The organism is Pseudomonas sp. PS02303, from assembly GCF_029959925.1.
GTDB classification, from domain to species: Bacteria; Pseudomonadota; Gammaproteobacteria; order Pseudomonadales; family Pseudomonadaceae; genus Aquipseudomonas; species Aquipseudomonas mandelii.
Map to the genome: position 1 here is coordinate 1 of NZ_JASCOM010000156.1, position 14,020 is coordinate 14,020.

Here is a 14,020-nt window from a genome sequence, read left to right on the forward strand (position 1 = left end):
GGCAAGCCTCGTTCCTGCAGGCTCGCATCGTTCGCTGACTTAATGAACGACACGAACCTGCAGGAGCGAGGCTTGCCCGCGAACGCGCGAAGCGCGGCCATTCACCGACTACGCGATATCCCGCAACTCCCGCCGCAGGATCTTGCCCACCGGCGTCATCGGCAACGACTCCCGCAACACAATGTGCTTGGGCACTTTGTACGCCGTGAAGTTTTCCTTGCAGTACGCCTTCAGCTCTTCAAGGCTGACCCCTGATTCGCGGGCCACCACAAACAGCTTCACCGCCTCCCCCGAACGCTCGTCCGGCACGCCGATCACCGCACAGTTGGCGACTTTCGGGTGAGCCATCACGATGTCTTCGATCTCGTTCGGGTACACGTTGAAGCCCGAGACGATGATCATGTCTTTCTTGCGATCGACGATGCGCACAAAACCGTCCGGGTCGATCACCGCGATATCGCCGGACTTGAACCAGCCTTCGGCATCCAGCACCTCGGCGGTGGCTTCCGGTTTCTGCCAGTAGCCCTTCATGATCTGCGGGCCCTTGATGCACAGTTCGCCTCGCTCGCCCAGCGGCTGCTCGACGCCTTCATCGTTGATCACTTTCAGAGTGGTGCCCGGCACCGGCAGGCCGACCGTGCCGATCCGCGATTTGTCGCCGTAGGGGTTGGTGCAGGCCACCGGTGAGGTTTCGGTCAGGCCATAACCCTCGGTGATGCGGCAGCCAGTGAGCTGTTCCCAGCGCTCGGCGGTGGCCTTGACCAGCGCGGTGCCGCCGGAGTTGGTGAGTTTGAGGCTGGAGAAATCCAGGGTCTTGAAGTCTGGGTGATCCATCAATGCAACGAACAGCGTGTTAAGCCCCAGCAGTGCCGAGAAACGCCAGTTCTTCAGCTCCTTGATGAAGGCGCCGATGTCGCGTGGATTGGTGATCAGCACGTTGTGGTTGCCGGTCACCATCATGCACATGCAGTTCGCCGTGAAGGCATAGATGTGGTACAGCGGCAGCGGCGCGATCATCACTTCCTGACCTTCGCGCAGCAATGGCTGACCGTCGCTGCCGAACTGTCCGAGGCATGCCCGCGCCTGTTGCATGTTCGCCACCAGGTTGCCGTGGGTCAGCATCGCGCCCTTGGCCAGGCCGGTGGTGCCGCCGGTGTATTGCAACACCGCGATGTCGTCGAGGCTGACATTCAGCGGCTTGATGCCCAGGCCCCGGCCCAGACGCAGCGCGCTCTTGAAGGAAATCGCCTGGGGCAAGGAATAGTCCGGGACCATTTTCTTGACCTTGCTCACCATCGTGTTGACCAGCCAACCCTTGGCGGCAGGCATCAGGTCGCCCATCTTCGCTTCGATCAGGTACTGGATGTCGGTGTCGGGCAGCACTTCCTGGACCTTGGCCCCGAACATGTTCAGGTACACCAACGCCCGGGCACCGGAGTCCTTGAACTGATGACGCATCTCCCGCGCGGTGTACAGCGGGTTGGTGTTGACCACGATCAGCCCGGCGCGCAAGGCACCGAACACGGCAATCGGGTAATGCAAAACGTTGGGCATCTGCACCGCGATGCGATCCCCCGGCACCAAGTCGGTGTGGGCTTGCAGGTAACCGGCGAACGCCAGGCTGTAGCGTTCCAGTTCGGCGTAGGTCAGGGTCACGCCCATGTTGCTGAAGGCGGGGCGATCAGCGAATTTCTTGCAGGAACGCTCGAACACCTCAAGCACCGACTTATAGGCCCCAAGGTCAATATCCAGGGGCACGCCGGCCGGGCGTTTGTCATTCCAGAAATCAGGTTGCATTGTTCTTGTCCTCTTTACCTGAGCCTATCCGGGCCGCTTTTCTGTCACTTTTGTAAAAGCGGGGCTTCACGGACACTAGCAGCTATGGCGAATCAGGCAAATATGCCAATGGGCGTCATTGACCGCGTGAATCTTGCTGCAGCGGCGTGGCCTGATCAGACGGCAAGCGCTGGATGCGCTATACAATGCATCGAGGCTATTTTCATACCCGGCAGCCCCATGCAAAGGAATCGCCATGATCCACGACACTTTCTGGCTGACCGCGAGTGACCGCAGCCGCCTTTTCGTCAACCAGTGGCTGCCCGATCCGCCTTTGAAAGCCGTGATTCTGCTGGCCCATGGCATGGCGGAACACAGCGGTCGCTACGCCCGCCTGGCGGAAAAACTCTGCGCGCAGGGTTACGGTGTCTACGCGCCGGACCTGCGTGGACATGGCAAAACTGCCGAAAACGGGACACTCGGCCATTTCGCCGATGACGATGGCTGGTGCAAAGTGGTTGGCGATCTGGCGAGCCTCAACCAGCACATCGGCCAGCAACATCCTGGCGTGCCGATCGTGCTGCTCGGCCACAGCATGGGCAGCTACATCGCCCAGGCCTACCTGCTGCATCACAGCGCCAGCCTGCACGGTGCGGTGCTCAGCGGTTCGAACTTCCAGCCCATCGCGCTCTATCGCACGGCACGTCAGATTGCCCGTATCGAAAAACTGCGTCAGGGGCCCAAGGGCCGCAGTGCGCTGATCGAGTGGCTGTCGTTTGGCTCGTTCAACAAAAAATTCAAACCGGTGCGCACGCGTTTCGACTGGCTCAGCCGCGATCCGGCGGAAGTCGATCGGTACGCCAACGACCCGCTCTGCGGCTTTCGTTGCACCAATCAGCTGTGGATCGATTTGCTCGGTGGGTTGCAGCAAATCAGCAAAGCGTCCAATCTCGCTCAGATTGATCCGGGCCTGCCGTTGCTGGTGATTGGCGGTGAATGTGATCCGGTGAGCGAAGGCAAACGTCTGAAGGATCTGGCCGATGCACTACGCGCGGCCGGCAGCCAGAACCTGCAACTGACTATTTACCCGCAGGCACGGCATGAACTGTTCAACGAGAGCAACCGCGATGAAGTGATCAATGACGTGTTGAACTGGATCGCCCAGGCGCTGAGCCACCGCCGGCCACCCAGATCGGAATAGTTTTTTTGTGGATTTTTTATTCGTCACAGGAATTGAAACAGATGACCCAGGTTACCAACACCCCATACGAAGCCCTCGAAGTCGGCCAGACCGCCAGCTACAGCAAGACGGTCGAAGAGCGCGACATTCAGTTGTTCGCCGCGATGTCGGGTGATCACAACCCGGTGCACCTGGACGCGGAATTCGCCGCCGGCACCATGTTCAAGGAGCGCATCGCTCACGGCATGTTCAGCGGTGCGCTGATCAGCGCTGCCGTGGCTTGCGAGTTGCCTGGGCCGGGGACTATTTATATCGGTCAGCAGATGAGCTTTCAGAAGCCGGTGAAGATTGGCGACACCCTGACCGTGCGCCTGGAAATACTCGAGAAACTGCCGAAGTTTCGTGTGCGGATCGCCACGCGGGTGTTTAACCAGCGCGATGAATTAGTAGTCGATGGCGAGGCCGAGATTCTGGCGCCGCGCAAGCAGCAGACGGTGACGCTGCCTACCCTGCCGGCGATCAGCATCGGCTGATTCACCTCTCACCTGTGGCGAGGGAGCTTGTCGGAACGCCGCACCGTCCCGTTGGGGTGCGCAGCGCCCCCAAATCAGGCGCCGCGTTTGATCTGATCAACCGCGGCGTTAGTTTTTACAACTGCTTCGCAGCCGAGCGGGACGGTGCGGCGTTCCGACAAGCTCCCTCGCCACAATGATTGCGGCGCAGCGTATTTAGCGTTCGCTTACCTGCACACTCGCCGTCATCCCCGAACTCAGATTCATGCCCTCCGGCAATTTATCAATCTTGATCCGCACTGGAATCCGCTGTGCCAGCCTCACCCAGTTAAACGTCGGTTCTACCTCCGCCAACAACTGCCCATCTGGCGTGGTGTTGCGATCGGTAATCCCGCGACTGATGCTTTCCACATGCCCGTCCAGCGCTTCTCCCGCGCTCATCAACCAGATCTTCACCGGATCGCCAACCCGAATCCGCGACAACTTGGTTTCCTCGAAATACGCCTGCACATAGAAGGTCGAATCATCGATCAATGCCATCACCGGTTGCCCGGCGTTCACATAATTGCCTTGGGCCAGGCGCAGGTTGGTGATGTGGCCGCTGCGAGGCGCATGGACCTGACTGCGCGCCAGATTGAGTTCGGCAACCTTGGCTTCCGCCTGAGCTTCACGCAATTCACCCCGGGCGATACCGGCGTTGATTTGCGCGTTCTCGCGCAGCTCGGCACTGATGGCTTGCGGCCCGAGGCTGGCGCGGCGACTGGCTTCGCGTTCGCGCAGATTGAGTTGTTGCTGGCGGGTCTGCACCACCGCCTGGGCCTTCTCCAGCGCCGCTTCGAACCGGTCACGATCGATGCTCAGCAACAGGTCGCCCGCCTTGACCGGCTGGTTATCGAACGCCTTGAGCTCACGCACCCACCCCGAGACGTCCGGGGCGATGACCACCACGTCGGCGCGGATCCGCGCATCCCGGGTCCAGGGCGTAAGCATGTAGTACTGCCACAAATGGAAGCCGGCAAAGATCGCCACCGCCACCAGGCACAGGGTTACCGCGACACGTACGGGGGTACGCATGTTCAACTCCTTATAAAGGTCCGAGGACGACGGTGATCAGGGTCAATACACAGACGTACAAGGCGCAATCAAACAGTGCTTCGTGCCAGATCCAGCGGCCGACCGGTGTCAGGCGCAACAGCATGCGCAAGGCTCCGGTGACCAGCAGTGCCAGCAGCACATAAATCAAAAACGGACTGAGCAGCACGCCGCCCACCGACCACTCACGCAAGCCCATGGCTTTGCTCCTGTTGACGGCACCAGGCGCGCCAACTGCTCTGCAATTGCAGCACCGCGCCCTGAGCCAGTTTCACCGCGTCGCTGGGTGGCAACGCGTACAAGGTCTTCAAGAAATCTGCGCTGGGTCGTTCGAGCGCATCGGCGCGGTTGCCCGCAGGGCCCTGCTCAAGGACTTTTTCCAACTGCTCGAGATAACGCCGCTGCGGTGCGCTGACCGGCACTTGCGCCACCGCCAGGCTCAACCGCAGATGCAACAATTCATCGCCGATATCGAGGCCGAGCAAGCCGTCATCCCAGCGACTGCGCGCCGGTTCCGGCAACTCGGGATAGTGCCGCGCCAGTTGCAGCAAGCGGTCGGCCATGCGTCCGCCAAACCAGCTTTCGGCACCCCGCAGGTTACGGCGAGTCAGCCGCACCAGATCGTCGAGCGTCGCTGCCAGCAAGCGGCGGCCATGCCACGCCGGGTTACGCAGGATCAGCAAATGAAACGCCAGCACCGCCGCGCCGACACCGACCACCATCGCCTGGGCGCTGTTGAAGAACGTGGCGACGTCGAATTTCATCGCGTTCAGCGGCGACACCAGCACGATGAAATGCAGACAGAACGAAGTCGCCGTGGCCCCAATCTGCGGCTTGGCCATGCCCAGCGCACCGAAAAACAACGGCACGCCCATGCCCATACAGAGCAAGGCAAATCCGCTCCATTGGGGCAGCAGAATCTGCCCGACGAAAAACGCCGCCGGAATCGCCAGGAAAATGCCTCGCATAAAACTCATGCCGATCTGCGCGCCGTTCTCGCGACTGGCGAACAGGCTGCACACCACGCACGTCAGCACCAAGGCGCCCGACGCGGCGGGCCAGGCCGTCGCCAGCCAGAAGCACGACACCACCAGAAACGCCAGGGCACTACGCGCACCAAACACCAGCGCCAATGACAGGTCGCGGTGCGGCGCCAGGGTGCGTGGCGGATCGACAGTTTCGCGCCCCTCCTCCACCGCTTTCATCGCCGCAGTGGCCGCCATCGCGGTATCGAGCAACAAGGTGAAACGGGCCAGGCAATAACTCTGCGCGGAGCTGATGTGCGGGTCATGGGAGGCATCGAGCAACCTCGGCCGCAACGCTTGCAGGGTCGCCGTATCGTCGCCGCTGAGCGCAACCTGAACCTCGGTCATCCACGGCAACAGTTGCTCGGCTTCCTGTGGTTCCAGCTGCTTCCACTGACGGCGCACCGAACGGGCAATGCGCAGCAGCATCAAGAGCTTCTGGCTCAAGCCGCTGATGGCTCGTGCCCGCTGCCGACCCAGGCCACCTTCAAACCAGGCATGTTCGCGCTGGGCATCGACCGCGACAATTCGCCCGAGGATCTCCAGCAACCCCTTACGGGCCTGAGCATCGCCGGCCAGCGTTGCACGCGCAGCATTCATCCCGCTGTTCCAGGCGGCTCGCGCCTGATCCGCCAGTTGTCGCTCGACGCGCATCGGCCACAGCAACGCGCTGGCCGCCGTGGCGCACAGGATGCCCAGACAGATTTCCGTGCAGCGCGCCACGGCCTGGTCGAACACCGTCAGCGGATGGGTAATGGCCGGCAACGCGATGATCGCCACCGTGTAACCGGCCAGCACAAATGAATAGGACCAGGCACTGCGCAGCAACGTTGAACTCGCCGTACACAACCCGAGCCACAACGCCAAGGCCAGCAAAAACAGCCAAGGCGTCTGGGCGAACAAGCCCATGAATACAACCGACATAATCGTGCCGACCAGCGTGCCCAGCAGCCGTGCCAGCCCCTTCTGCACCACCATTCCAGACAATGGCTGAGCGACGATGAACGCCGTCATCAATGCCCAGGCGGGTTGCTCAAGCCCCCAGCGCAATGCCAGCCACAAGGCCAGACCGCCACCGATCAGGGTTTTGATTGCGAACTGTAGGGCGCGGCGGTCAGGCGCAAACAAAGCCTGCAAAGTGATAGGCACGTAAAAGACTCTTGAAAGGACGTTTTTAACGATAGTCGGGTTCACTGAAGTCACTTGAAAAACAAATTATTAGCGAGCTATCTATATTCCGTCCAGCGTTAAATCCCAGACACAAAAAAACGCCAGACTGGCTGGCGTTTTTGACAGGCTACGGACGCTTAAGAGCGTGCGCGAGCCTGGTTGCGCAGGGCTTTTACCTGGTCGTGATTGCGTTGCACGCCGTGGTACTGACGTTCAACCAGGTCACGAATGCCCACCAGATTGTGCTTGTTGATTTTTTCGAGGGCTTCTTTGTAAGCCTTCAGTGCATGGTCTTCACCGCGTTCGGCTTCGTTCAGCACGGCTTCTTCATCCTTGCCGGTGAACATCGCTTTGACGTCGACCCAACGACGGTGCAGATCACCGCTGACACTGGTGGACGTTTCCGGATCGCCGCCCATCGAACGCACGGCACTCTGAAGTTCGGCAGCGGCGGTGGCGCAGTCGGCGGAGCGTTGCACGAACAGGGTTTTGAGTTCAGGGTGTTTGATGTCTTCAGCGCAAGTCTTGAACCCTTCCTGACCGTCTTTGCTGGTTTCAATCAGGTCGTTGAGTACAGAGATCGCTTCTTTATTCATGTCGGTCATTTTTCAATTCCTTGCGGGTTGATGAAAGATGCAATAGCTATTGCACCCTGCATGCCAGCTTCGAACTGAGAATTTATGCCTTATATTTCAATAAGTTAGTTATAGCGACCAAATCTGTATCCGCTTTTTTTGCATGAACTGTCAATTGGCCTGCATGCAGAATGCCTGTATTTTCCAGCCTGATGAATCAAGACGACCGATAGATGAACCCTGAAAAGCTCGAACTGTTGATCACCCGTGAAATGCCCTTCGGCAAATACAAGGGTCGCATCATTGCCGACCTGCCCGGCCAATACCTGAACTGGTTCGCCCGTGAAGGATTCCCGCACGGTGAGCTGGGCGGATTGCTGGCCCTGATGCAGGAGATCGACCACAACGGTCTGTCGGACCTGCTCGAACCGCTGCGCGCCAAACACGGCAAACCTGCCCCGCGCCACTGACATCGTCATCAAAAAAGCCGAGTAGCTCATGCCCGATAACACCCGTCGCGCCCGTGATGAACATTTCTGGAAGACCTTTGCCGACCGCTACGCGGTCGAACCCGGGCCCATCAACCTTGAAAACGGTTACTTCGGACGGATGTCGCGCACCGTGGTTGAGGAGTACGAGCGCAATATCGAGCTGATCAACCGCAGCAACTCGGTGCATGTACGCCAGCGTTTCGAACAGATCGAAAGTCTCGAGATCCGGGCGCAGCTCGCCCGCCTGATCGATGTTCCAGTCGACACCGTGGCCCTAACCCGTAACGCGTCGGACGGCCTGCAATCGTTGATCCGCAATTACAATCGCCTTCAGCCGGGCGATCAGGTGCTGATTTGCGATCTGGAGTACGACACGGTCAAAGGCGCGATGCGTTGGCTGGCGCGGCATCGCGGCGTGGAAGTGATCGAAATCGACCACGCGCACCCCGCAACGTTTGACAGCTTGCTGGCGACTTATCGCGACGCTTTTGCGCGTTATCCAAAGCTCAAATTGATGGCCCTGACCCATGTCACCCATCGCACCGGATTGGTCATGCCCGTGCAGGCCATTGCTGCTGCCGCCAAAGAATACGGCATCGACGTGATCCTTGACGGCGCGCACGCCCTCGGCCAGATCGAGTTCAATCTGGATGAACTGGGCGTTTCTTTCGCCGGCTTCAACCTGCACAAATGGATTGGCGCGCCCCTGACGCTGGGCTTTATCTATATAGACCCCGAGCGTTTGGCCGACATCGACCCGGACATGGGCGAGATGCACTTCCCGGTCACCGATATTCGCGCCCGCACGCCCTACAGCACACCGAACATCCCGGCCCTGCTGACGCTGCCGCTGGTATTCGAGGAGCATCTCGCCATGGGCGGGGCCGCTGCCAAGAGCACACGCCTCAACTACCTGCGCAACCGGTGGGTCAGCGCCGTTCGCGAGTTACCGGGGATCGAGATCATGACACCCGATGACCCGCGACTGTATTGCGGCATTACCTCGATGCGCTTTACCCGGCATACCGATCAACAGGCGATGGTCGAGCGGCTGCTCAGCGATTACAACCTGTTCACCGTGGTCCGCAGTGGCGCGGCGAGCGGGCCCTGCATTCGCATTACACCAGGGCTCACCACCACCGCTGCCGACATGGATCTGCTGGCCAGGGCGCTGAGCGAGTTGCGCTGACGTCAGACCGTGTATTTGTCGAAGTCCTCCGGCTTGATTTGCGTCGAAGCGGCGAACGTGTCGATACCGATGGTCGTATGCCCGAAAAAGCCATCCTCGTTCGAGTCTCGACCGAGGGTGTGGACCGTCAATGTCGAAGCCTCGCCAGCCTGCTCGCGGTAATAAGTGTCTTCATTGTTGCTCAACGGCGAGACCGATCGGCCGCTGTAGTCCCGGGCGTTAAGCACCGAACGTGAAGCGGGTTCGGGGAAGTAGAGCTGACCGACCCAGGCAACATGCCGCTCTTCGAGAAAATTGTTGCCGGATGTGATGCGCACGGCGACATGAATGTGCAAGGTACGGCCGGCATAGAACCCCGGGTAGATGGTGGTAAACCGCACAATGCCCTTTTTGTCGGTGAATTGTCCGCCACGCAGATAGGTGTCGTCGTCGGTGCGCGGGATGGAGCCGATGTCCCCGACATCGACTTCCTGGTCCGGATTGACCTTGCTCCAGCCCGAATACGCACCGCGCGCATTGCAATGCCAGATATCGACCAGGGCTCCGGTCACCGGCTCCCCCGTCATGGCATCGACAATCGACAGTCGCAGCACCAGGGGAATGCCATCGGCGCTCTCGCTGATGTTGCGCCTGATCAGTTTCGGATTGCGGAAATACGGGCCGGCAATTTGTTCGGGAGACAGCAGGTAAACGGAGGGTGCGGGTGTTGCGGAGGTGGTGTCGTCCATGACGTTCTCTCTTCCATAAGATGAACGCAGGTTAACGCTGGATGGGCGGCGAGAGGCGGTAACTATGTATCGCATCATTTCCCTTGCAGGAGCGGTATTTCATCAGGCAAAAAAAACGGTGCACCGACCAAGCGCACCGTAAAGCCGTAGAACACACAACGAAGTGTTTGGTAAAAGCCGATCAGTCCAGCAGCGCCAAGGCCTCGGCGGTGCATTCCTGAATGCGGGCCCAGTCGCCGTTCTTGATCCACTCGGGATCCAGCATCCAGCTACCGCCCACGCACATCACGTTTTTCAACGCCATGTAGCTCTTGATGTTGGCCGGGCTGACGCCGCCGGTCGGGCAGAATTTCACTTCACCGAACGGGCCGCCAAGGGCCTTGATGGCGGCAACGCCACCGCTGACTTCCGCCGGGAACAGCTTGAAGCGGCGATAACCCAGACCATAGCCTTCCATGATGCCGGAAGCGTTGCTGATGCCTGGCAACAGCGGGATCGGGCTATCGACGCTGGCTTCGAGCAGGTCACGGGTGATACCCGGGGTGACGATGAACTGCGAGCCGGCCGCTTCGGCAGCGGCGAGCATCGTGCGATCCAGCACAGTACCCGCACCGGTCACCAGCTCCGGACGCTGCTCACGCAGAATCTGGATGGCCTTGAGGCCGAACTGCGAACGCAGGGTCACTTCCAGGGCAGTCAGGCCACCGGCGGCCAGGGCATCGGCCAGCGGCAGGACGTCCTGTTCGCGGGCGATGGTGATCACCGGCAGGATCCGCGCCTTGGCGCAGAGGCTGTCGATCAGGGCAATTTTGTCCGCCATGGAAACGGTCGGGGATGTGATTGTCATAGCGGCTGATCCTTGGCTCATGGGCACCAGTAAATCTCTAACGTAGGTTGCAGAAACGCGCGAATCGGCATGGCGGCGACATCGTCACCGGCCAATGCGGCACTCAAAGTGGTCAGTTTGGACTGACCGGAAATCGATAGAACGGTGGTCTTGGCCGAGGCCAGCAGCGCGCGGCTCATGGTCAGTCGCTGATGCGGCACGGTCGGCGCCAGCATCGGATAGCACCGACGGGTGCCGTCGACTTTCAAGGCATCGATCAGGTTCGGGCTGTTGGGGAACAACGAAGCGGTGTGACCGTCATCGCCCATGCCGAGGATCAACACATCGATCGGCGGCAATTCGGCGAGCAAACGGTCGGCCTGCTCGGCCGCCAGTTCAAGGTTCGCGGTGGCGCTGTAGAGGCTCAGAAACTGAGCCTTGGCTGCCGGGCCTTGCAACAGGTAACGCTTGAGCAGACCGGCATTGCTGTCGGCATGCTCGACCGGCACCCAACGCTCGTCGGCCAGGGTGACGACCACCTTGGACCAGTCGAGTTTCTGCTTCGCCAGGTTCTGGAAGAACGCCACCGGGCTGCGGCCACCGGACACCACCAGCGTCGCGCTGCCGCGAGCGTCGATGGCGTCACTCAGTTGCTTGGCCACATTCAGCGCCAGACCATCGGCCAGCAACACCGGGCTTTTGAACTCATGGGCGCTGACGCCCTGAGGCAGTTTCAATTCAGATATCGCCATACCACGACCTCCCATCCCGCGTGATCAGAGCAATGGAGCTCATTGGTCCCCAGGACCCAGCCGCATACGGCTTGGGCGCATCACCGGATTTTTTCCACCCGGCGATCAACTGGTCACACCACTTCCACGCGGCTTCGATTTCATCTTTACGGACAAACAGGTTCTGATTGCCGCGCATCACTTCCAGCAACAACCGCTCGTAGGCATCGGGAATCCGTGCGCTGCGATAAGTGTCGGAAAAATTCAGCTGCAACGGACCGCTGCGCAACTGCATACCCTTGTCCAGGCCTTGTTCTTTGGTCATCACACGCAAGGAAATGCCTTCATCCGGTTGCAGGCGGATAATCAGCTTGTTGCTGATTTGCAGGCGCTGCTCGGGGGCGAAGATGTAGTGCGACGGTTCCTTGAAGTGGATGACGATCTGCGACAGCTTCTGCGGCATGCGCTTGCCGGTGCGCAGGTAAAACGGCACGCCGGCCCAGCGCCAGTTGCGGATGTCCGCACGCAGGGCGACGAAGGTTTCGGTGTCGCTTTGGGTGTTCGAATTCGGTTCTTCCAGATACCCCGGAACCGGTTTGCCTTCGCTGTACCCGGCGATGTACTGGCCGCGCACCACTTGTGTAGTCAGGCCTTCCGGGCTGATAGGCGCCAGGGCCTTGAGCACTTTGACTTTCTCGTCACGGATGCTGTCGGCGGACAGGTCGGCCGGCGGGTCCATGGCGATCAGGCAGAGCAGTTGCAGCAGGTGATTCTGGATCATGTCCCGCAGCTGACCAGCCTTGTCGAAGTAACCCCAGCGGCCTTCGATGCCGACCTTCTCGGCCACGGTGATTTCCACGTGGGAGATATAATTCTGGTTCCACTGGGTTTCGAACAGGCTGTTGGCGAAACGCAGGGCGATCAGGTTCTGGACGGTCTCTTTGCCCAGGTAGTGATCGATGCGGTAGGTGCGGTTCTCCGGGAAGAACTGCGCCACGGCGTCGTTGACCTTGCGCGAGGATTCCAGGTCCGAACCGATGGGCTTTTCCAGCACCACGCGGGTGTTTTCAGTCAGGCCGACCTTCGACAGGTTCTCGCAGATCGCGCCGTAAACGGCGGCCGGCGTGGCGAAGTAGGCAATCACATGCTGGGCGCTGCCGGCCATTTCGGCCAGGGCGACGTAATCGTCGGCCTTGAGGAAGTCGACATGCAGGTAGCTCAAACGGGCCAGGAAGCGTTCGACCACAGCTTCGTCCAGCTCTTTGGCGCCTACATAACGGCGCAGTTCGGAGGCGATGAACGCCAGGTGTTCCTGCTCGCTGCCTGGCTCACGGGCCAGCGCGATAATCCGCGTTTCCTCGTGCAGCAGGCCTGCGCCATCGAGTTGATAAAGGGCAGGAAACAGTTTGCGCAGGGCCAAGTCACCGAGGGCGCCGAACAAGGCAAAGGTGCACGGTTCAACCGTAATCGAAGGCATGATGTTTGTTCTTTTATCAAGTTAAGCTACAAATACCTTTTTTCAAGGCATCACTCAAGGGAAAATGTAGTAATAACCACAACATTTTCGCAAAATACAGATTCCGAGTGGTGGTCGGTCGGAGCCATCAGTAGGATAGGCCACCGTGACGGGCCCGATCAAAGTCCCAATTTGCATAGCCGGGGCCCTTATTTGCATTGCTCTCTTGTTTGCGGAGCTAAGGAACATATATGGACCGCGTGCGAAATTTACTGGAACAGATCCAGAATCGCCTTGAAGACCTGAACAAGGCGGAACGCAAAGTCGCCGAAGTGATCCTGCTCAACCCTGAGCTGGCCACCCGGTTCAGCATTGCCGCCCTCGCCCAGGCCTCGAAGGTCAGCGAGCCGACGGTCAACCGTTTCTGCCGTTCGTTCGGCGTCAGTGGCTACCCGGAGCTCAAGCTTCAACTGGCCCAAAGCCTGGCCAGCGGCGCGGCGTATGTCAGCCGTGCAGTCGAGGCCGATGACAATCCCGAGGCGTACACCAAGAAGATTTTCGGCAGCGCCATCGCGTCGCTGGACAGTGCCTTGCAGGCACTGGACCCGAACCTGATCAGCCGCGCCGTCGACCTGTTGATCCAGGCCCGGCAGATCCACTTCTTCGGCCTTGGTGCCTCGGCCCCGGTGGCGCTGGACGCGCAGCACAAGTTCTTCCGCTTCAACCTGGCGGTCACCGCCCATGCCGACGTGCTGATGCAGCGCATGATTGCGTCGGTGGCGCATACCGGCGAGTTGTTCGTGATCATTTCCTACACCGGCCGCACCCGCGAACTGGTGGAAGTGGCGCGTATCGCCCGGGAGAACGGCGCTTCAGTGCTGGGGCTGACGGCCGAGGGGTCGCCTTTGGCCAAGGCCAGCACCTTGAGCCTGAACATTCCGTTGCCGGAAGACACCGACATCTATATGCCGATGACGTCGCGGATCATCCAGCTGACCGTGCTGGATGTACTGGCCACCGGCATGACCTTGCGCCGTGGCGTGGACTTCCAGCCGCATTTGCGCAAGATCAAAGAGAGCCTCAATGCCAGTCGGTATCCGGTTGGGGATGAGTTTAACTAGGTCAATATCTTCATTGCCTGTCCTGGCCTCATCGCGAGCAGGCTCGCTCCCACATTAGATCTTCGGTGGACACTGTATTTGTATTCAAAGCAGGTCCACTGTGGGAGCGAGCCTGCTCGCGAAAGGGCCCGCCCGGGCGCAAAGATTG

14 protein-coding genes are annotated in these 14,020 nt (G+C 59.9%); 5 read left to right on the forward strand and 9 right to left on the reverse strand.

Annotated elements, in window-relative coordinates:
- Nucleotides 1-108: 108 nt before the first annotated feature.
- Complete coding sequence (gene fadD2 / locus QMX98_RS24665; RefSeq protein ID WP_010457356.1) at nucleotides 109-1,797, reverse strand: long-chain-fatty-acid--CoA ligase FadD2; 1,689 nt, start codon at nucleotides 1,795-1,797, stop codon at nucleotides 109-111.
- A 235-nt stretch (nucleotides 1,798-2,032) separates the two neighbouring features.
- Between fadD2 and QMX98_RS24670 the strand changes: the two genes are divergently transcribed.
- Together QMX98_RS24670 and QMX98_RS24675 are read left to right on the forward strand one after the other, a co-directional pair.
- Nucleotides 2,033-2,977 carry an alpha/beta hydrolase gene (locus QMX98_RS24670; RefSeq protein ID WP_282411513.1) on the forward strand — a complete coding sequence of 315 codons (945 nt, stop codon included), beginning with the start codon at nucleotides 2,033-2,035 and terminating at the stop codon, nucleotides 2,975-2,977.
- A 41-nt stretch (nucleotides 2,978-3,018) separates the two neighbouring features.
- Nucleotides 3,019-3,489 carry a MaoC family dehydratase gene (locus QMX98_RS24675; RefSeq protein WP_008151121.1) on the forward strand — a complete coding sequence of 157 codons (471 nt, stop codon included), beginning with the start codon at nucleotides 3,019-3,021 and terminating at the stop codon, nucleotides 3,487-3,489.
- Nucleotides 3,490-3,684: 195 nt separating this feature from the next.
- Here the strand turns inward: QMX98_RS24675 and QMX98_RS24680 are convergent, their stop codons facing one another.
- The 4 genes from QMX98_RS24680 to QMX98_RS24695 form a co-directional block, all read right to left on the reverse strand.
- Nucleotides 3,685-4,542: an HlyD family secretion protein gene (locus tag QMX98_RS24680; RefSeq protein WP_010457361.1), complete on the reverse strand. Its 858-nt coding sequence runs from the start codon at nucleotides 4,540-4,542 to the stop codon at nucleotides 3,685-3,687.
- A gap of 10 nt (nucleotides 4,543-4,552) precedes the next feature.
- Nucleotides 4,553-4,759 (reverse strand): DUF1656 domain-containing protein, encoded by a 207-nt coding sequence (locus QMX98_RS24685; protein ID WP_008151119.1) that lies wholly within the window; start codon nucleotides 4,757-4,759, stop codon nucleotides 4,553-4,555.
- The gene (locus QMX98_RS24690; protein WP_154912410.1) at nucleotides 4,746-6,734 is read right to left on the reverse strand and encodes an FUSC family protein; all 1,989 of its coding nucleotides are present in this window, start codon (nucleotides 6,732-6,734) and stop codon (nucleotides 4,746-4,748) included. Before QMX98_RS24690 ends, QMX98_RS24685 begins: the two co-directional genes overlap by 14 nt.
- Before the next feature lie 158 nt (nucleotides 6,735-6,892).
- Entirely contained in the window at nucleotides 6,893-7,360 is a 468-nt protein-coding gene (locus QMX98_RS24695; protein WP_010457366.1) for a PA2169 family four-helix-bundle protein, read from the reverse strand.
- Between the two features lie 203 nt (nucleotides 7,361-7,563).
- Here QMX98_RS24695 and QMX98_RS24700 point away from each other — a divergent pair, with 203 nt between their 5' ends.
- On the forward strand, nucleotides 7,564-7,800 hold the full coding sequence (locus QMX98_RS24700) for a DUF3820 family protein (RefSeq protein WP_010457368.1): 237 nt from the start codon (nucleotides 7,564-7,566) through the stop codon (nucleotides 7,798-7,800).
- Between the two features lie 28 nt (nucleotides 7,801-7,828).
- The gene (locus QMX98_RS24705) at nucleotides 7,829-9,010 is read left to right on the forward strand and encodes an aminotransferase class V-fold PLP-dependent enzyme (protein ID WP_154912409.1); all 1,182 of its coding nucleotides are present in this window, start codon (nucleotides 7,829-7,831) and stop codon (nucleotides 9,008-9,010) included.
- Nucleotides 9,011-9,012: 2 nt separating this feature from the next.
- Here the strand turns inward: QMX98_RS24705 and QMX98_RS24710 are convergent, their stop codons facing one another.
- The 4 genes from QMX98_RS24710 to zwf form a co-directional block, all read right to left on the reverse strand.
- On the reverse strand, nucleotides 9,013-9,738 hold the full coding sequence (locus QMX98_RS24710; protein ID WP_282411514.1) for an intradiol ring-cleavage dioxygenase: 726 nt from the start codon (nucleotides 9,736-9,738) through the stop codon (nucleotides 9,013-9,015).
- A 181-nt stretch (nucleotides 9,739-9,919) separates the two neighbouring features.
- Entirely contained in the window at nucleotides 9,920-10,585 is a 666-nt protein-coding gene (locus QMX98_RS24715; RefSeq protein ID WP_010457374.1) for a bifunctional 4-hydroxy-2-oxoglutarate aldolase/2-dehydro-3-deoxy-phosphogluconate aldolase, read from the reverse strand.
- 17 nt (nucleotides 10,586-10,602) lie between these two features.
- On the reverse strand, nucleotides 10,603-11,316 hold the full coding sequence (pgl, locus tag QMX98_RS24720) for a 6-phosphogluconolactonase (protein WP_077748690.1): 714 nt from the start codon (nucleotides 11,314-11,316) through the stop codon (nucleotides 10,603-10,605).
- On the reverse strand, nucleotides 11,303-12,772 hold the full coding sequence (gene zwf / locus QMX98_RS24725) for a glucose-6-phosphate dehydrogenase (RefSeq protein WP_282411515.1): 1,470 nt from the start codon (nucleotides 12,770-12,772) through the stop codon (nucleotides 11,303-11,305). Before zwf ends, pgl begins: the two co-directional genes overlap by 14 nt.
- Nucleotides 12,773-13,011: 239 nt before the next feature.
- Here zwf and QMX98_RS24730 point away from each other — a divergent pair, with 239 nt between their 5' ends.
- Nucleotides 13,012-13,872: a MurR/RpiR family transcriptional regulator gene (locus tag QMX98_RS24730; RefSeq protein WP_169858048.1), complete on the forward strand. Its 861-nt coding sequence runs from the start codon at nucleotides 13,012-13,014 to the stop codon at nucleotides 13,870-13,872.
- The last annotated feature ends 148 nt before the right edge of the window (nucleotides 13,873-14,020 follow it).

What these genes read in the sequence shown, in the direction of transcription:
- fadD2 (WP_010457356.1), bottom strand. Translation starts at nt 1,797, where the DNA reads ATGCAACCTGATTTCTGGAATGACAAACGCCCGGCCGGCGTGCCCCTG.
- QMX98_RS24670 (WP_282411513.1), top strand. Translation starts at nt 2,033, where the DNA reads ATGATCCACGACACTTTCTGGCTGACCGCGAGTGACCGCAGCCGCCTT.
- QMX98_RS24675 (WP_008151121.1), top strand. Translation starts at nt 3,019, where the DNA reads ATGACCCAGGTTACCAACACCCCATACGAAGCCCTCGAAGTCGGCCAG.
- QMX98_RS24680 (WP_010457361.1), bottom strand. Translation starts at nt 4,542, where the DNA reads ATGCGTACCCCCGTACGTGTCGCGGTAACCCTGTGCCTGGTGGCGGTG.
- QMX98_RS24685 (WP_008151119.1), bottom strand. Translation starts at nt 4,759, where the DNA reads ATGGGCTTGCGTGAGTGGTCGGTGGGCGGCGTGCTGCTCAGTCCGTTT.
- QMX98_RS24695 (WP_010457366.1), bottom strand. Translation starts at nt 7,360, where the DNA reads ATGACCGACATGAATAAAGAAGCGATCTCTGTACTCAACGACCTGATT.
- QMX98_RS24700 (WP_010457368.1), top strand. Translation starts at nt 7,564, where the DNA reads ATGAACCCTGAAAAGCTCGAACTGTTGATCACCCGTGAAATGCCCTTC.
- QMX98_RS24705 (WP_154912409.1), top strand. Translation starts at nt 7,829, where the DNA reads ATGCCCGATAACACCCGTCGCGCCCGTGATGAACATTTCTGGAAGACC.
- QMX98_RS24710 (WP_282411514.1), bottom strand. Translation starts at nt 9,738, where the DNA reads ATGGACGACACCACCTCCGCAACACCCGCACCCTCCGTTTACCTGCTG.
- QMX98_RS24715 (WP_010457374.1), bottom strand. Translation starts at nt 10,585, where the DNA reads ATGACAATCACATCCCCGACCGTTTCCATGGCGGACAAAATTGCCCTG.
- pgl (WP_077748690.1), bottom strand. Translation starts at nt 11,316, where the DNA reads ATGGCGATATCTGAATTGAAACTGCCTCAGGGCGTCAGCGCCCATGAG.
- zwf (WP_282411515.1), bottom strand. Translation starts at nt 12,772, where the DNA reads ATGCCTTCGATTACGGTTGAACCGTGCACCTTTGCCTTGTTCGGCGCC.